The sequence below is a fragment of the Pseudohalocynthiibacter aestuariivivens genome (assembly GCF_018457175.1).
GTDB classification, from domain to species: domain Bacteria; phylum Pseudomonadota; class Alphaproteobacteria; order Rhodobacterales; family Rhodobacteraceae; genus Pseudohalocynthiibacter; species Pseudohalocynthiibacter aestuariivivens.
In genome coordinates this window covers 1-17,463 of sequence record NZ_JAGFNU010000003.1, presented here as the reverse complement: position 1 = coordinate 17,463, position 17,463 = coordinate 1, and the positions used below count along the sequence as shown (strand labels likewise).

The 17,463-nt window shown below is 52.7% G+C and carries 16 protein-coding genes; 5 read left to right on the top strand and 11 right to left on the bottom strand.

Annotated elements, in window-relative coordinates; genetic code table 11:
- Nucleotides 1-74 precede the first annotated feature (74 nt).
- Nucleotides 75-1,370, top strand: a complete 1,296-nt coding sequence (locus J4E70_RS05935; RefSeq protein ID WP_213888179.1) for a sulfite oxidase — start codon at nt 75-77, stop codon at nt 1,368-1,370.
- A gap of 58 nt (nt 1,371-1,428) precedes the next feature.
- A complete protein-coding gene (locus tag J4E70_RS05930) occupies nt 1,429-2,136 on the top strand; it encodes a c-type cytochrome (protein WP_213888178.1) in 708 nt (235 codons plus the stop codon).
- Between the two features lie 12 nt (nt 2,137-2,148).
- Here the strand turns inward: J4E70_RS05930 and J4E70_RS05925 are convergent, their stop codons facing one another.
- The 4 genes from J4E70_RS05925 to J4E70_RS05910 all read right to left on the bottom strand — a co-directional run bounded on the left by J4E70_RS05925 (nt 2,149) and on the right by J4E70_RS05910 (nt 4,652).
- Nucleotides 2,149-2,877, bottom strand: a complete 729-nt coding sequence (locus J4E70_RS05925) for an anti-sigma factor family protein (protein WP_213888177.1) — start codon at nt 2,875-2,877, stop codon at nt 2,149-2,151.
- Entirely contained in the window at nt 2,874-3,605 is a 732-nt protein-coding gene (locus J4E70_RS05920) for an RNA polymerase sigma factor (RefSeq protein ID WP_246531639.1), read from the bottom strand. The genes J4E70_RS05925 and J4E70_RS05920 overlap by 4 nt, the downstream gene beginning before the upstream one ends.
- Before the next feature lie 76 nt (nt 3,606-3,681).
- The gene (locus J4E70_RS05915; RefSeq protein WP_213888176.1) at nt 3,682-4,347 is read right to left on the bottom strand and encodes a hypothetical protein; all 666 of its coding nucleotides are present in this window, start codon (nt 4,345-4,347) and stop codon (nt 3,682-3,684) included.
- A 5-nt stretch (nt 4,348-4,352) separates the two neighbouring features.
- Complete coding sequence (locus tag J4E70_RS05910) at nt 4,353-4,652, bottom strand: hypothetical protein (RefSeq protein WP_213888175.1); 300 nt, start codon at nt 4,650-4,652, stop codon at nt 4,353-4,355.
- A 95-nt stretch (nt 4,653-4,747) separates the two neighbouring features.
- On the opposite strand from J4E70_RS05910, the gene J4E70_RS05905 reads away from it, so the two are divergent.
- The gene (locus J4E70_RS05905) at nt 4,748-5,602 is read left to right on the top strand and encodes a LysR family transcriptional regulator (protein WP_213888174.1); all 855 of its coding nucleotides are present in this window, start codon (nt 4,748-4,750) and stop codon (nt 5,600-5,602) included.
- A gap of 670 nt (nt 5,603-6,272) precedes the next feature.
- Here J4E70_RS05905 and J4E70_RS05900 read toward each other — a convergent pair.
- The 4 genes from J4E70_RS05900 to J4E70_RS05885 form a co-directional block, all read right to left on the bottom strand.
- Nucleotides 6,273-7,127, bottom strand: coding sequence for an MBL fold metallo-hydrolase (locus J4E70_RS05900; protein WP_213888173.1), 855 nt, complete (start codon nt 7,125-7,127; stop codon nt 6,273-6,275).
- An 88-nt stretch (nt 7,128-7,215) separates the two neighbouring features.
- The gene (locus J4E70_RS05895; protein ID WP_213888172.1) at nt 7,216-7,962 is read right to left on the bottom strand and encodes an endonuclease/exonuclease/phosphatase family protein; all 747 of its coding nucleotides are present in this window, start codon (nt 7,960-7,962) and stop codon (nt 7,216-7,218) included.
- Nucleotides 7,963-8,166: 204 nt separating this feature from the next.
- Nucleotides 8,167-8,925 (bottom strand): sulfotransferase-like domain-containing protein, encoded by a 759-nt coding sequence (locus J4E70_RS05890; RefSeq protein WP_213888171.1) that lies wholly within the window; start codon nt 8,923-8,925, stop codon nt 8,167-8,169.
- Nucleotides 8,926-9,130: 205 nt separating this feature from the next.
- Nucleotides 9,131-9,925 carry a DUF1330 domain-containing protein gene (locus J4E70_RS05885; RefSeq protein WP_213888170.1) on the bottom strand — a complete coding sequence of 265 codons (795 nt, stop codon included), beginning with the start codon at nt 9,923-9,925 and terminating at the stop codon, nt 9,131-9,133.
- Nucleotides 9,926-10,046: 121 nt separating this feature from the next.
- On the opposite strand from J4E70_RS05885, the gene J4E70_RS05880 reads away from it, so the two are divergent.
- Nucleotides 10,047-10,931: a LysR family transcriptional regulator gene (locus J4E70_RS05880; RefSeq protein WP_213888169.1), complete on the top strand. Its 885-nt coding sequence runs from the start codon at nt 10,047-10,049 to the stop codon at nt 10,929-10,931.
- Between the two features lie 60 nt (nt 10,932-10,991).
- Here J4E70_RS05880 and J4E70_RS05875 read toward each other — a convergent pair whose 3' ends face one another.
- From J4E70_RS05875 to J4E70_RS05865, 3 genes are all read right to left on the bottom strand, one after another.
- Nucleotides 10,992-13,019, bottom strand: a complete 2,028-nt coding sequence (locus J4E70_RS05875) for an NADH:flavin oxidoreductase (RefSeq protein WP_213888168.1) — start codon at nt 13,017-13,019, stop codon at nt 10,992-10,994.
- Nucleotides 13,020-13,537: 518 nt separating this feature from the next.
- On the bottom strand, nt 13,538-13,879 hold the full coding sequence (locus J4E70_RS05870) for a hypothetical protein (RefSeq protein WP_213888167.1): 342 nt from the start codon (nt 13,877-13,879) through the stop codon (nt 13,538-13,540).
- Nucleotides 13,876-14,805 (bottom strand): DnaJ C-terminal domain-containing protein, encoded by a 930-nt coding sequence (locus J4E70_RS05865; RefSeq protein ID WP_213888166.1) that lies wholly within the window; start codon nt 14,803-14,805, stop codon nt 13,876-13,878. Before J4E70_RS05865 ends, J4E70_RS05870 begins: the two co-directional genes overlap by 4 nt.
- Before the next feature lie 400 nt (nt 14,806-15,205).
- Between J4E70_RS05865 and J4E70_RS05860 the strand changes: the two genes are divergently transcribed.
- Complete coding sequence (locus tag J4E70_RS05860) at nt 15,206-16,675, top strand: M81 family metallopeptidase (protein WP_213888165.1); 1,470 nt, start codon at nt 15,206-15,208, stop codon at nt 16,673-16,675.
- The last annotated feature ends 788 nt before the right edge of the window (nt 16,676-17,463 follow it).

Sequence of the window (17,463 nt, the reverse complement as noted above, 5' to 3'; positions counted from 1 at the left end):
CCCAGCGACTTACCCGTTAGTGAAGAAGGTTGGTGCGACAACATGTTGCACCGCAACAAGGGAGGAAGTTCGGAATGACTACTGAGGGCGAAAACAAGAATAACCAGCGCACCCAATTCCTAGAGAAGCCCGAAACAGCGGATATGGCTGTAGAAGGGTGCACGGTTAACAACGACAGGCGAGGTTTTTTGCGTGGTGCAGGACTGGCAACTATGTCAGCCGCAGTTGGTATGGTGATCCCGTTCCATCGTAACATCCCTCAAGGTTTCATTCCGGCCGCAATGGCGCAGGAAAACGTTCTTATGGGCAAAGATGGTCTGACCTTACTCAATGATCGCCCGGTCAATGCCGAAACCCCGCCGGAGCTGCTCGATGACGCAATCACACCAACAAACAGGCACTTCATCCGTAACAATGGCCTGCCGCCGGAAGACATGAGTGCCGAAGGATGGACACTGACCGTTGATGGGTTCGTGGACAATCCGATGGAGATGAGCATTGCTGCGCTGAAAGACAATTTCGAAGTCGTTACAATGGCTTTGACCGTTGAGTGCGGCGGCAACGGGCGGGCATTTTTTGACCCGCCCGCAAGCGGAAACCAGTGGACCCTTGGCGCTGTGGCCTGTTCCGAATGGACCGGCGTGCGGTTGAAAGACGTGCTCGCCAAGGCTGGTGTTCAGTCGAATGTCGTATACACGGCACATTTCGGGGCAGACAGCCACCTTTCAGGAGAGGAAGGGAAACTGCCGATTTCTCGCGGCATGCCGATTGCCAAAGCTATGACCGACAATATCCTGATCGCATTCGCCATGAACGGAGAAGATCTGCATCCAATGAATGGCGCGCCACTGCGGCTGGTGGTTCCGGGATGGCCGGGCTCTTGTTCGCAGAAGTGGTTGCGCCGGATCGAGCTGCGTGATCAGGTCCATGACGGGCCGAAGATGACCGGAAAAGCTTATCGCGTTCCGGCCTATCCGGTCTCACCGGGCACCGATGTTCCCAAAGAGGATTTCGTGATCATAGAACGTATGCCAGTGAAGTCGCTGGTCACCTTCCCAGCAAATGGCGCCGAGAGTGGTAAAGAGACCGAGGTGCGCGGACATGCCTGGTCGGGTGATCGCATGGTTGACAGCCTTGATATCTCGATTGACTTCGGCGCGACCTGGCAGAGCGCCAGCCTTGATGCACCGGTAAACAGCGGTGCATGGCAAAACTGGCGGGCCAATGTGACCTTCCCACAGGCTGGTTACTACGAAGTCTGGGCGCGCGCGACCGACAGTGCGGGCGAAGCACAGCCCTTTGCAATTAACTGGAACCCGAAGGGCTATCTCAACAATACCATGCACCGGGTTGGATTGCGTGTAAGCTAGTTTATCGGCGGCGGTGTTTCTCACCGCCGCGCACATTCCCGGAAAGAGGAACCTTAAGATGCGCATCACGGCGATCGGAACAGGTCTGGCCTTGTGCCTTGGTGTTTATGCATTTCCAAGCGTAGGTCAGGAAATTTCCGAAGTGATAGCAAATGCAGACCCGGCTGTGGGCGAACGCCTGTTCAGGCAATGCAAGGGCTGTCATACGGTCGATCAGGGCGGCAGAAATAGAGTCGGACCAAACCTCTACGGTGTTCTGGGCCGGTCGGTCGCGACATCCGAAGGTTTCCGTTATTCCTCGGCTCTGCGCGACTTTGGTGGGGAATGGTCGTTGGACCGTTTAGCGGCCTTCCTTGAAAACCCGCGCAAAGCGATACCGGGAACGCGCATGAGCTATCGCGGATTGTCCGATATTGCCGAGAGAGCAAACATTATCGCCTTTCTCAACACTATGAGCAATGAGCCACGACTGTTCAGTGAAGCGGGTGTCGACGCAGCGGAAGGGGAAACCGATGTTCCGGCAGAGGATTTTGGTCAGCTCGTGATCGCAGAGGGGGTGGAAGAGACATTCTACACCTGCACCGCCTGCCATTCCGAAATGATCGTCGCCCAGCAGGGCAAAACCCGCGAAGGTTGGGACGAACTTCTGGAATGGATGGTCGAGGAGCAGGGAATGGGGGAGCTTGCCGAAGCAGACAGGAACACGATCCTCGACTACCTCGCCGAGCATTACAACACTGACCGGCCCAATTTTCCACGCCCCTAAAGGGCGCACTACTCAGGCGCAGGGCAGTGCGGTTTGCGTCGCAGAACGGACCACGGCCATCATTTCCTCGGATTCTGTTCCTTCGCGGGTATATTCTTCGAGCAGCAGTAAGATTGCTGCGAATTTTCCGGCGTCCATTCCTTGCGCTAGCATTGAATAGTGGGCCGCACCGGACGACCAGACATGGACATGCATTTCGCTGGATATGATTTGTAAATCTGGTGTTTTGGAATGTGCGCCAACCGTAAGCCGGCAGCCATTTACACCGCTATAATGGAAGTAGATCTCGCCTGTAGGCGACGTTGCAACATCAACAAAGGTGAGATTGGCAGAAGAAAGGTCAGGCTGGTGTCCGACCCACTGAGCGACGGTGCGGATTTTGTGCGTAGTCTGTTCTACCGAATACTGACGATCGAGGAAGCTTTGATGCCAGTCGAGCGGTGATTGTTCCGCTTTGCCCTGGCCAAGCAGAGTGAAACCCAACCCGAAAGCCATGATCGCAAGCACGGCGGCCAGAGCACCAACACGCCAATGCCCCTGCTTGACAGGGAGGGCATTCTTCGCAGGGTTTCCCGATCGAAGCGGCTTCAATGCGGTCGAGATCTCGCGCAGATCTGCAAGTGCAGCCTGCAATGCAGGTTCCTCGCGCAAACGCGCTTGCAAAGCACGGACTGCCGGCCTGTCAAGTTCGCCGTCGTGGAGGGCATTCAAAAGCTGCCAATCGTGATCGCTTAAACTCATTTCTCAGTCGCCTTATCAACCACAGTTTTCTCCGCATCCCGGAATCCGCCAACAACTTTGCGCAGCGCACTCCGTGCTCGGCTGACCCGGCTCATCACCGTGCCGTGGGCGACCCCGATTACTTCTGCGGCTTCCGCATATGTCAATCCGCTAATATCCACCAGAAAAAGAATTTCACGTTTTTCCGGGGGCAATTTTTCGAATGCGATCCGGATTAGAACATCCCGCGACACATCCGTTGAACCGCATATATCATTAGAGAAACGTTTCTCGCGGCTCTGATATTCCATCCGGACCCTGCGGCGGCGCAATTCATCCAGATGAAGATTGCGGATGACACGAAACATCCATGGCCGCAGATCCCGAAGTTTAGCGGGGCGACTATCTGCACGGAGAGTGCGTTCGATTGCATCTTGGACAAGATCCTCGGCATCGCTCGAATGCGAACTGATATAGCGTGCGTAAGCGCATAATTCCGGCAGCAAAATCTCGAGTTGAGTCAATGAACCCATATTTAGATACTGCCCCAAGAGAACTCTGTGGTCAAAGGTTCCGGAAGAAACCATGCGTCCGGATCGCAAGAAGACTGCTCTTATCTCGCTTTTTTCAAAGGTCTGCATTGGGCTGTGCACTAACAGCGCGGTGACACATGCAGGTTTGGAACAACCGTTCTCCCAAGGTGATCCTGGCCCGATGTAGGCAGTCTTGGCGCCGACAGCGACCGCCATGCTGGCTCGCTTCAAACGTCAAAGGAGAGAATTTATTGTTGGTCGAAATTCCATATTGGCTAACAACGTTGTCATTTCACCGGTTCGCCGAACCTATCAAGTAGGTGAATTCAGTAAGGTGAGCCCTGTTGAATGCACCGACCTGCTCGAGAATATCCTGATTGGTGTCACGAAACCTGTCACCTGCTTCCGGCGAGTCATAGTGGATAACAACAATTTCATCGGGTGTTGGAATTCCTCTCGCGCTGTGGACGCTTAAAAACCCTTCTGTTGCCCAGTGATCTTCTCGGGTTGAGCCGGCTGCGCTAAGCGCTACCTGATCTCCATACCGCTGATCCGGGTCGGTGTTGTTATAGTGGCTAAGCTTCAGAATGTATTGCCTGTCAGCAACTGAAGAACTTGCGTCGTCCTCTGGATTCCAAACCAAACGGCCTTCGAAAACGGCAATCTCTTGCGCTCCGGGATACAGGTCGGCCAGTTGTGCTCTGCTACCGCTGATTTGCAATATGGGCTGCTCGCACGATAAAATGGCGAAGCGGTTGGGTAACTCCAAATCCAGATTGCCTTGCTGCATCATGATGTTCCCTTCTCGCTCAAGAGAACATTTGAGGTTTTCGATTGCTGACATTTCCAATGTGTCGCCGTCTTTAAGCAAACTGACGACACCTATTGGTGCAGCTTCAACCGTAGATGCCGACAACAGGATGATACCGGAAACGACTATAGGCTTCAGATAAGTCATATTATTTATCCTTTTGACTCGCCACTAATGAACACACGATGGCTATTGAAGACGTCGGTCGGCAGAACATTTGGCTCGGTTTTCAGCATTTGGATCGCTGCAATAGGCTGTTGAATAAACACAGTCGGATGTGCTGGCTCCGGCAGGCTTGGGGCATGGCCGTGAAATGTAGCAGTAAAATGCGTGGCATCCCAATGGTAAGACACTTCTGCAACTTTGCTGTTGTTATGTAAAAGCCCAAACCGCATTTCCCCGTCCATCGTATCACGGATATCGGCGCTTTCGAGAGTCACTTCATAATTCATATCGTTTCCTTTTCGGCGTGGTGGACGATTGATATGTCGTCTTCGATGGAATAGGTATTGTCCAAATGTGAGGCAGAATGGATAGTTTTTAATCCGTGAAAAATTGGGATGATTTACGCTTCTTTCGTGCTTTGGTTGGCGCTCGCTCCATCCGCGCAGCAGCAGCAGATTTACAAACAACGCATGCCACCGTTTCGCGCCGTGTTCGCACGCTAGAAGAAGAACTCGGGAACACATTGTTTGAGCGCGGTAGAGACGGTTTCAAGCTGACCGAATTTGGCCGCAAAATTCAGACATTTGCTGATGCCGTCGCTGATAACACCTCAGCGATAGACCGGCTCTCGTTTGCTCAGGGGGGCAGTTTGGCCGGACCCCTTCGTCTGTCATTGCTGGAGGATTTATACACGTTTGCCTTGCATGATCACATTGACGAATTCATGACACAACACCCGATGATCAAACTGGAGCTAATAACGACAGCGGAATTAAGTAACCTTAATCGCCGCGAAGCAGATGTGGTCATCCGCCTTACTCAAAGCCCCCCTGAATATACCTACGGTCGAAAAGTTGCAGAAAGCCCCTTGGCTGTATACGCATCGCAGTCTTATCTTGATAACCGTCCCTCTCTTGATCGGTGGATTGCGTTGGATTATGCACCAACACTGGCGCCGTATATTCCGGCTAGGCCCGCTTTTCTGTCACCCTCTTTATCTGTCGTCGCAAGCGTGTTGCGGCACGGTCAGGGGATTGGACTGCTTCCATGTTTTATAGGAGAAAAGGACCCTGATTTACGGCGCCTGCTAGAATTCGACTTGATTGCCGATCTGCAGATATGGGTTCTTACCCACCAAGACCTTCGCCATAACCCGCGGGTTCGTGCATTGATAGAGCATCTCTACAGTTCCTTTTCACAAATCCGGAATGTTATTGAGGGCACGATACCTGTTTAATTCGGATATGGCGTGTTGCTGATGATCTTTTGTGTCAGTTCGAAGAAAACCACGGTCGCATTGTTCGCACACCCGCAGTCGGGTGAATGTGTCGCGAATGCTTGTAGTTGGTGTAATTCAGACCAAGGTATTATAAAGTAGGCAGTGCGCGTCTCCTCATTCTCGGTCTATAGTTTCGAGCAGGAATTTAGGGAGTGGCTTTATTGAGCCTCAATTCTTAAATACAACTCTGTTCGTGGCTTCGCATCGAAATTATCTAAATAATTCAGACAACTAGATTTTGAAAGCAAGACATCGTCTCCAACTTCGGAGGGCAGCGCTCTATCCAGCTGAGCTACGGGTGCCTAGGCGGGCGGTTTAGGGCAAAGTTTTCGTCACTGCAATCAGTTTGTGGCTTCACTGATGTAGGTAATGCATAAGCCGATCAATTCGCAAGCCGTGGGTTAAAACACCGAATTGGAGCGGGCTAAGTGCCGGGTTCAGAGGTGAGGGGTCAGAACGCTGCTGGTGTGGCGCTGCTGTGCCGGGATATCGGTGCTTATGAAAAGTTGGCAACGTCACTCAGCGAGTCTCTTAGCGCGTCGGCTCCTAGTAGAATGTAAATGATGACAGAAACTGCTAACGCAAAAGGTAGTGAGGACGCGGCGGCGACTGAGTGTTCTTGCCTCTGTTACAAAACGAGAGTGATGCTGTCTTTGCCAAGCGTAAGTGGGCCATCCCAGTTTTCGCGCACGGCGTTTTCCCAATGAGACTCCTTAAAATCGGGGTCGCCGTCCGGCACAAAATGGTTCAGGGCCAAATGCTTAACACGCGCGTTTCGGGCAATACGGCCAACGTCCTCGGCACTTGTGTGACTGCGCAGGATATGCGCTCGCAGGCGTTCGTCACCATTCGTCATACGCGCACAAAGGGCTTCGACACCGGGCAGGAGCATTGCCTCGTGCACCAGCAGATCTGCGCAGTCGGCAAATTCGATCATGCCGTCCATGAACGCTGTGTCCCCCGAAAGAACAACGCTTTTGCCAGATGCTTCAAAACGTAAGGCATAGCTCTCTGCAATAGGCGGGTGGATATTTCGCATTGCAGTTACCTTTAGCCCGTCATGACTGTGGATGACGCCTTCCTTGAGCGTTTGAAGCTTTGCAAGGCTTTCAAGGTCGCATCGCCCCTCGTCCGTGATGCGCAAATCAATATCATACTGCATGGAGCTCAGGAAACCGTGCCAATATTCCGCCAAACCGGCTGGCGCTATTACCGGGATTTTTCGTGCCAGCCCCGCAACCCAGGCCGTATGAAAAAACGGACCAAGTTCAAGGTAATGGTCTGAATGAAGATGCGTTATGAAGATCATATCAATGTCGGTAAGCGTAACGCCCTGATCGCAAATGCCCCTTGTGACGCCAAGTCCGGCATCAACCAGAATGGTCTTGCCCCCCATTCGCAACAATATTGATGTTGGCATGTTTGAGCCTGGGCGGATTGCCGGTCCGCCTTTCACGCCCATCAAAGTTACGCTTGCGTCCATTTCTACGACCCGCCCTCTGGTATTGTTCCTGGTATTGATATCCGTTTTGTAGCTTGGTCGGAATAAGCCAGCTGTCAGGAAAGCACGTTTATTCGAATTCGACAATCAAAGGAAAATGATCTGATGCGCGGTGGGCTTTTTCAGAGGTGATTACCTTCGCCCGAACAACGCGCCGACTTAGGCTGGGCGAGGCAAAAACATAGTCGATCCGCCGAAAAACCTTGCGGGTGTGATCTGCCTTAATACGGCTTGGGTGTGTCCACTGATCTGGTCCGGACGTAGCCGCAAAGACATCCGTAAACTCGCGGTTCAGCATGTCTGTCACCTCGTAGTTCAATTCAAACTCTGTCGCATCATCCGCGTAAGTGTCACTTCGGCTGATAGCATTCATATCGCCGACAAAAAGTTGATCCTGAAATCCGCATTGGTATGCCAGAATGCATCCAAGTTCTTTAACACGGTGTGTTTCTGAAAAGGCATGCAGATGCGCATTGCAGATCGAAATCTTTCCAACGGGTGTTTCCAGCATCACAGAGATTGCCGCAGATTGAAACTGACAATCCGGGAACCGGTAGACCTTGCTGATTGGGTAGCGTGAAAAGACGATGACATTGTAACGCTCACCGTCTTCGTAAATGGCAGCCTCAGCCAAGGCATAGTAGGGTAGTAAAAGTGCCTTGGAAAATCTTTTAGCAAGTTCAGGGCTTTCAAAATGATTTGCTTCCTGAAGGGCGAGTATGTCTGGGGCGCAATCCTGGACGGTTTCCAGAATGCTGTTGAGGCGCTCCTCACCGTTTACCTTCGCAAGCCCGCCACAGAGGATGTTATAAGTCATGACTTTCACGGCTTAGACTTTGTGTTTAAATTTGTTTGTTGTTTTCGTTCATCCCTAGGTGATCAAGCGGGTATTTCCCTAAATCGACAATCTGGTGCATGGCGTGTTCTTGGTCTTTCCGGCAGTTTTAATCGTTCGAACGGCTCTTGCAATGAAAACTCACCTTAACAGGGATAGAGGTTTTGATGACGTCACCCGAAGGGTTTATGCCCTAATCCTATGTTCCATCAGGCGGTCGTAAAACGGCTGGTGGTGTTCCAGATAGCGCTGCATATCAGGTGCCTTTTGGGCCAATTCGGCAAAAGTTTTCTTCTTCCTTTCATTCTCGTCCTTGTCCAGCGGGCGAATAGATCGTGATGTCGTCACATCGCCGTGCCATGCGCCGACCTGTTGCCAGTCTTCCGGTGGTTTTGTGCCCCATTCAAAAGCTTCGGGAATGTCGCTTAAACCAATCGCGTCCCAAAACGCTCTGACATAATCTTTGACATTGCGCCTGATGTCCTCGGCGTTCATGACGACCGGTGCATCTCCGGTCTCCTCGCACAGGGCGTCGAAGTGGCGCCATTGTGCTTCCAGCCCGATTTCTTCGCATAACATGCCGGGGTCGATCTTGAAGTATGATTGAATGGACGCAATTGGATCGCGGATCAGAAAACAATTGGTCAGGTGTTTTCCAAACTCTTTGTCTGAAAGAATATGTGGAAAGACATAGTAGCTCATGTCCTTTAAAAAGACCGGGCTTTTGGCGGCCTGTTCCAGCAGCATGTCGCGGACGTCCTGATAGGTAACGGGATGGTCCTCATTGATGTCGAAATGCGGCATCATGCGATTGTTATGATTGACGTAGTAGTCATACATGAAAGGTTCGTGAAAACACTGCATATCGCCGCGTTCACGCATGATACGCTCCATCGCCGTCGACATGGACCGCGGGTGTGACCAAAGCGCGATAATCGGAAACATGCCCCCCCCCTTTCAAGTAAGACCGTGAACGTTTCTTTCTGCACTATGGAAGCGTGTTTTGAATTGTTGTCCAGTTAAAATTTTAGGGTCATTTTGTGCTCGATTTCTGGCGGATGCGATGGCCATGTACCCGAGCCAAAAATACCACCACCCGTTCTACGTCGGGTGATGGCTGTTACTACATTAAAAAAATGGTTTGCGTCCCTTATTGCGGAAACGCGAACCTTGTATGCACCATATCCAAGCGGGACACAGATGCAGACAACAAAGGTGCGGCCAGCTTAAAGCCGGGATTATTGACTAGACCGTAGTAAGTAGCAGTATTGTTCCACTCAACAATGCCAGCCATATCCGGGTTCAGAACATAGCTACCGTTTGGCCCATCTTCCAACGGCTTCAGTGTGGCGATAAAGCGTGGTGGGCCATAATTTTGTTTGGGCGCATCCGACATTACGAAGTACGCTGGCAATGACGCTTTGGCAGCAAAGGTTAACCACGCTGTGAAAAACTCATATGTTTTATCTTCATGGAATGTCAGTGGCGTATCTTCGTCAACCGTATAAAACGCCTGCTTGAAAAATGTCATCGCGTCTTCACGCAGCGGGAACAGTTCTTTGGCTGCCTCGTCCGCGTGCATTTCATTGCGAGCTTCCAAGCTGGGCCATTCAAAGATAGCAACCATCTGTGGTGTTATTTCCCCGCCGGTAACGGCTGTTACCTGAAAGTTGCCCAGCATTTTGCCACCGTACGATTCTACAATCGGCATAATCTTCGGCAGGTAATCCCCCATTAACTGCATTTCTTTACCACCTTCGATTGAGCCGTAAGAAACCTCGATCACAGTGTCAGCCTTTAACAGAACCGTGGCTTCGCGTGATTGAGCTGAAACTGGTGTTGTTACAAGGGTTAACGCAATAATAGCGGCACTAAGTACCCCCGCAAGCCGCGTAAAAGACAGCTTTGGTATCATCTTGCCGATGGTCGATATTTTACGTGTCATTTCTTTTTCTTTCGGTTGAGCATTTGGATGGCAGGCTTGTACGTGAATGCAATTTTACTGCACAGTTCGCAAAATCACATTTATACGGCGCAAATATGCGACCCTTGAACGAGACACATCAATGAACTGGGATGATCTGAAAATATTTCGTGCAGTCGTTAAAACCGGCGGCTTGAAGAAAGCTGCAGACAAACTCGATATGCATCACACGTCTTGCGCCAGACGATTAAAGATGCTGGAAAACGATCTGGGAACAAAACTGTTCAACCGCCTGCCAAGTGGCTATCGTCTGACCGAGGCAGGGCAACGCCTGACCCGTTCGGCAGATATCATCTACGACGAATTCAATGATATAGAACTGGACCTGACAGGCAAAGACGCGCGCCTAGAGGGGGACATCCGCATAACCCTGCCTATCGGCTTTGCGACCCATCTGCTTATGCCTGCAATCCATGAATTCATGCAACTTTACCCCGATGTTAACCTTGACATAAACATGACCTGCCGCGTTAGGGATCTTGCCGCGCGAGACGCCGATATCGCCATACGCCATGTTGATAACCCCCCGCATTCTTTGGCCGGTAAACGCGTTATTCAGATTTACCGGTCAGCCTATGCCAGCCATCAATATCTAAAAAGCCACAATCCCGTAAACGAGCCACTTGATTGCCATTGGCTGGGCTGGGGGGACGCCGAAAACCATTTAAAATGGCCGCAAAAGAAGAAATTTCCATCCATCCCCGTGCGCGGAAATATGTATTCTGACGTCCTGCAGCTAACCGCCATACAAGATCACATGGGTATTGCATCCCTGCCTTGCTTCATCGGCGATGTCGCCCCCGGTATCCGCCGTATTCCCACAGCCGAAGCTGAACCAAACGATTGGATTTGGGTTTTGGTGCACCGTGATATGATGTCAAACGCCCGTGTGCGTACTTTCATGAACCACATCGCTTTGGCATTTGAGAAACACCGAGACCTGTTACAAGGTAAAGCTGTTTTTTGAATGCCGCTCTAGTCTTTCAAAATAAGGTGTCGATAAACCTTACCAAAGTGACCAATTCGCTCAGATATCCTTGCAGATTCGAAGCGCATCATACACTGCTGCATGTATGTTGCGGCTCGAGACCGCGTCGCCCAGACGCGCCAAATCATAGGATCCGGCCGGGTTGGTATTGGTAAAAGGAATCGTTCCCGCGATCATCGCTGTGTAATCCAATTGCCCGTTGTTGCGCGCACCTGGCTTCAGTGCATGATAAAGCTCGTCCATTGGCGTAACCCCATGTTCCACGACAACATGATCGACAACACGATTGATGGTTTCACCGGTTAGCACATGGCGTAATGTCACGTGTTTGCGGTTGCCATCCATCTCGACAGAAACAAGGTCGAAAAAACACTCGAACGCCACGCCTTGCTTCGCGAGATCACGCAAAACGACTGCTGAGTTTGTCGGCCCCAATTCATGGGCGACCATACGATCCGGTGTGACAAGAACAACCGAGCAGTTGGCGCGGGCCATGACGTCGGCGCAGACCAGCGCCGATTGCTCACCGACCTCGTCGAACAACAAGATATCTCCGTTTAGGCGCGACTCACCGCTCAATACATCCCAGCTAGAGGTCGTTAGATGATTGCCGGGAACATCCAACGCTTCCGGCCAACCGCCCGTAGCGATAATGACAACGTCGGGATTTTCAGCTGTGATATCATCCGGTTCTGCATAGTAGTTCAGGCGCTGAACGACACCCAGATACGTCACCTCATTGATTAGCCAGTCGGCAGTTCCCCAAATCTGACGACGGGTCATACCTTTAGCCGCAAGGTTGATCTGCCCACCCAAGCGGTCACTGGCCTCAAACAGCACTACGTTGTGGCCCCGTTCGGCACAGATGCGCGCAGCCTCCAACCCACCGGGCCCACCGCCAACAATTACAACCTTGCGTGCTTCTGGTGCCTTTTGAATTATATGAGGCATCTTTGCTTCGCGCCCCGTCGCCGCATTGTGGCCGCACACAGCCGCCTTGCCCTGATTGACACGGTCCACACAATAGCCAAGGCCGACACAGGGGCGAATACGCTCTTCGTCCCCGCGGCTTAGCTTTTGTGCCAGATAAGGATCCGCCAAATGTGCACGCGTCATACCGATCAGATCAACGAGCCCATTCGCGACCGCGTGACGGGCCGTTGCTATATCGGCAACACCGCCAGCATGGAAGATCGGCAGATCAACAACACTGCGGATGCGACCGGCGATAGTCAAATGTGGTGCAGCGGGCATCCCCATTGGGGCGACCCAGCCTGCCAGTCCTAGATCATCGTAAGGTGCACCGGCCAGAACATTCAGAAAGTCGACGGCACCTGTGGCCTCGATCTTCTGTGCAATTTCAACACATTCTTCCGCCTCCAAACCGCCCTTTGCCAGTTCATCCCCTGTCACGCGCATACCCAAGATAAAATCGGAGCCAACGGCATCGCGCACCGCCTCGATGACCTGTAATGTCAGTCGCATCCGGTTGTCTAAGGAACCGCCATAATCGTCGTCCCTGTTGTTCACCAAGGGGGACAAAAACTGCCCTAAAAGATGCGAATGCGACAGCAACTCGATCCCGTCAAAGCCACCATCCTGGCACCGCTTTGCCGCATCCGAAAAGTCCGCGATGATCCGGGTGATGTCTTCGGGTTCCATCACCTTGGGAAAGGATCGATGCGCCCGTTCCCGCACGCCCGAAGGCCCTGCGACCGGCAGCCAATGCCCATCGTCCCACGCAGTGCGTCGCCCCATGTGGGTGATCTGACACATCACAGCCGCGCCATGCGACCGCACCCCATCCGTCAGTTCCCTGAACCACGGGATGATACTGTCATCGCCCGCATAAAGTTGGCCAAACACCGAAGGGCTGTCAGGTGCGATATTGGTGGAGCCCCCAATGATTGTCAGCCCAATGCCTCCCTTCGCTTTTTCTTCGTGATAAAGGCGATACCTTTCGCGCGGATGCCCGCCTTCTTGATAAGACGGTGCATGTGCTGTGCTAATGATACGATTGCGCAGCGTCAGATGCTTGATCTGGAAGGGTTGGAGGAGTGGATCCATAGTGCTGCTCCGTATGATAAGCTCTGCATTCAGTCGCTTGCAACATAAACTGAGTTTTGTATTTTAAGTTTGCAGATTTGCGACCATCCACCACAAAGACCGACACAAGTGTTTGAGATGCGTTCCCAGATTTTCGGCCGATGGCTTTAAGTTCGAATTTGGGGAGTGGGTCTATTGAGCCGCAACTCTTGAAAACGGCTCTCTTTAAAGTTTTGCGACGAAATTCAATGTTAAAATTCAATGTATTATGTTTTTAATGTAAGTCATCCTCTCCAACTTCGAAGGGCGGCGCTCTATCCAGCTGAGCTAAGGATGCTTAGGAGGGCGGGTTCGGGCAAAGTTTTCGTCACTGCAATCAGTCTTATCGGTTTACTGATGAAGGCAGTGCATAAGCCGATCAATTCGGAAGCATTGAGGCAAGCCACCGATTTGGAGCGCGCTTAGTGCCGGATATCAGCGTCGAGTTATGCCACCACGAACGTAAAGCTGCACATGGCCGTTTTGAGCCCCCATTTGACCTATCCGGTAGATCGTGTCGCCCGCACAGCCTCGCTGATCCTTTCACGCACGTCGGCTGGCTCGCTCGCAATCGCATCAACAAAGGCTCGTAGTTCGGCCCGAACCCCATGAAGCTGGTCAATCAGCGAGATGACAACCCCAAGCGCGTCGTCATCAAGTTCAAATTGCTCGGACAATTCACAGAGCAGCTCCATCCTCACGAGGTCTATCTGGCGATAAACCGGGCCGCTTTCGGATTGCATTGGTGTCACAATCCGGGCTTTGACGAAAGAAAGCAACTGCGTGTGGGTTAGGCGCGCAACAGTGGCGATGGCGTCTTCTTCGGAATAGAAGTCGATCATATCTTCATCCCCTTGCGCGGATCATAAGCGTTGGTCTTGCGCCAGTTTTCCATGAATTCGGCCAGCGCGTCATCAATTTCGGGCGGTGCGACGATACGCAGTTCAACTTTCTGATCGCCGCGCGATTTGGTACCGATGGATTTGACGCCACGGCCGCGTAGACGCAGTATCTGACCGCTGCTGGCTCCTTTCGGGATTGACAGCTTGACACTCCCATCAATCGTCGGTGTTTCGACTTGTGCGCCCAAAATGGCCTCATCAAGCGTGACAGGCAGTGTTATCAAAATATCATTACCCTCCCGGCGAAACAGGGAATGCGGGCGCACGGACAGAGTGATCAGCGCGTCACCAGGCGGACCTTCACCATATCCTGGCTCTCCCTTACCCCGCAGCCGGATCGTCTGGCCGTCGTCGCTTCCTTTGGGAATTTTGACTTGGAGGGCAGAGCCGTTTGGCATCGTGATCCGTGTCGTCCCACCGTTGACCGCTTCGAGAAAAGGTATCTCGAGCGCGTAGCGTTGGTCCTGTCCCCGAACATTGAAGCGCTGCCCAGATTCCTGGCGGTCTCTGTACCCCTTCTGGCGCATAAACTCTGCGAATATGTCGGAAGCCTCGCCAAAGTCTTCAAACCGCTGGCCAGAGCGATATGGATTGCCCGGTGCTTCGGCATATTCCTTGTAGAATCTTCGCTCCTGTTGCTCGGCCCCGCTTGCGTCAATCTCGCCACGGTCAAACCGGGCGCGGGTCTCGGGGTCTTTTAGCAGATCATAGGCGTGTGACGCTGCCTTGAACTTGGCCTCGGCCTTGGGATCGTCGGGATTCAAGTCGGGATGACTTGTCCGGGCGATCTTTCGATAGGCCTTCTTGATATCCTCAGCAGTGGCTGATTTTTTCAGGCCAAGGGCCGCATATGGGTCGTCGCTCATCGGGACCTCTCAGTTTTTGAAACTCCGCAAGCAGAGACGAGCTATAGTACAAGATGCCTCGCCCGAAAGCATAGGCAATCAAGTTATACTAATAGTAGCTCCTAGCCTAACTCCTTGATGCAAGTCATTTGATGGCTGACAATTCGTCTCGAACCGACCTATGAGGAAGCGACCTAAGAGACCGACGAACCAGCAATGGCACTGAGTTCGAACCGATCTGGCCGAGGCTGGTTCGATTGGTCTGGCAACTCCGCCAAGCCTACCCGATCTGCAGTCAGGGTACGCCTTTACCGACAGATGCGCGCGTGCTACGTCCCTATGCATGTCTGAAACGCCAGCGTTGTTGGCCCGTGGCGACTTTAGTGACACTTGTCGCCATCCGATCTGAAGGGTCACTTACTTGAGCTTCAAAGTCCTTAGCGCCGAAATTTCGCATGAAACCAACACGTTCAATATCCATCCAACGACAGTGCAAAGCTTTCGCAACCGTTACTTTATGGAGGGTGATCAGGCGATCACGATGCGTGGCGACAAGAATACCGAACTGGCCGGATTGCTGGATACGGGGCGCGATTATGACTGGGAGATCACCCATGTCCTGAGTGCCGCTGCAGGCCCGGGCGGCCCTGTGACACGCGAGGCCTTCGATACATTGACTGCGCCCCTGATCGCCGCCGCTGACGCACAGTGGGATGGCGTGTTCCTGATATTGCACGGCGCAATGGTCACCGATTTCTGCGAGGATGGTGAAGGCGAGATATTACGTCGTTTGCGGGCTGTTATCGGTCCAGACCTACCCATCGCAGTTACGCTAGACCCGCATGCCAATGTCACCACGGCGATGTGCGACCTGGCGCAAATCCTCGTATCTTTCACCACATACCCACATGTCGATATCCGCACCACCGGACGCCGCGCGGCCGAGTTGTTGCAGCGCGCGATGACGGGAGATATTCGGCCCAGGACCCTGCGCGCGCACCGCCCGATGCTGGAAGAGGCCAGTGGCGGGCGCACCGACCTGGGGCCAATGATTGGCCGCCACGCCCTTGCCCGCGCCTATGAGACGCGCAAAAGCGTTTTTGCGATCAGCATCAATGGCGCATTCCCCTGCGCCGATATTGCCGAGGTAGGCCCGACCGTCCTGATCACCTGCGAGGGGGATTTCGCCGCACATCAGACTATCGCCGAGGAATTGGCCGATGACATCTGGGAAAGACGGCACGAATCTTTGAATAGCTACCTGACAGTTTCTGAGGCCGCTGACGTTGCTGTGAACTGGAACGGCGAAACAGGTCCGCTTATCATTGCCGACTATGCCGATAATCCCGGGTCCGGGGCTTACGGCGATGCTACGAACCTTTTGGCAGCCTTGCTTGATGCCGGCGTGACAAAGGCCTGTTTCGGTCCGCTGATCGACGCAAAGGCAGCAATGGCCCTTCAAGGCTTGGCGGTAGGTTCTGAGATCACGATTTCCATCGGTGGCGCGACGGCGCCGACCTATGGAGGTGGTCCACTCAGCGTGACCGGCACCGTTAAATGGACCGGAGATGGCCACGTTGTCGGCAACGGTCCGATCCTGGGTGGGTTAGAGCGTAGCTTTGGACTCACAGCCGTCCTTAACGTCGCGGGGATCGATATTCTGATCGTCAGTATCGCGCACCAGATGCTGGATTTGCGACAATTTGAAACCTTTGGAATCGATCCCGCATCGAAGTCCGTCGTCGCACTAAAATCCATGCAGCATTTCCGCGCTGCATTCACCCCGATTGCCGGGCGTATTATCGTCTGCGATAGTGGCGCTCTCTGCACGCTGAATTACGCGTCCTTGGACTACAAAAACGTCCCGCGCCCTACATTCCCATTGGTTTGAAGCGCCCACCGGCCTAATCCACTCCAGGTCGCCCGTTTTCGACCCAGCCTGTGCAGTCCGCCTGCGTCAAAGCCTTGATGGTATTCGCAAAAGAGGCGTTAAAGGCGCACAAGAATCTATTTGCGGGCAAGGACGCAAAAGTCAGCGCCGAACGGTATCTCCGAGCCCATGACCGGTCAATTGACTGCGCCTTAGCAAGTAAGCATTATGAAGGCTAACGCAGATATGCAGACCAAAACGGGGGTTGAATACGTGGCTCAAGGCAAGATAACATTCTCAGCCAGAATTCTACGCAAACAGGCCAATCTGCCCCGCTATATCGTTGTGAGGCCAGAACACTTGCAAGAACATACAGGAGCTTTTCTTGCCAATGTGATGCTGAACGGATCAGAGCCGTTTGAGAGGAATATCCGACCTTGGGGCAAGGGGTCGGACGTATTCTTCTTTAACTTGACCGAGCCGCAGTGCCGAGGGGCTGGCCTCGACACAAATGAAGAGTGTTCAGTCACGATAGTCCCAAAGGAATAGATCCGTTGCTGAGGCAAAAACGTCTCACTGAGGGCTTGACGTTACGAGCGGCAGCAATGTCCGGAGTGCAGCCGTTGGAATATCGCAAGCGATTTTTCATTGTTTGTTCTTGAGCGACCCTTTTTGAACCTCTTGTCTAGCCCCCAATTTCAGTACCAGTAATTTTCGTTTTCTCTAATAAGGTTTCAAGCACTGGCGGGCGCATGTTCAATGCGTGATGTGGTCTTATCCGGTTGTATTGCCTGAGCCAAACATTGATG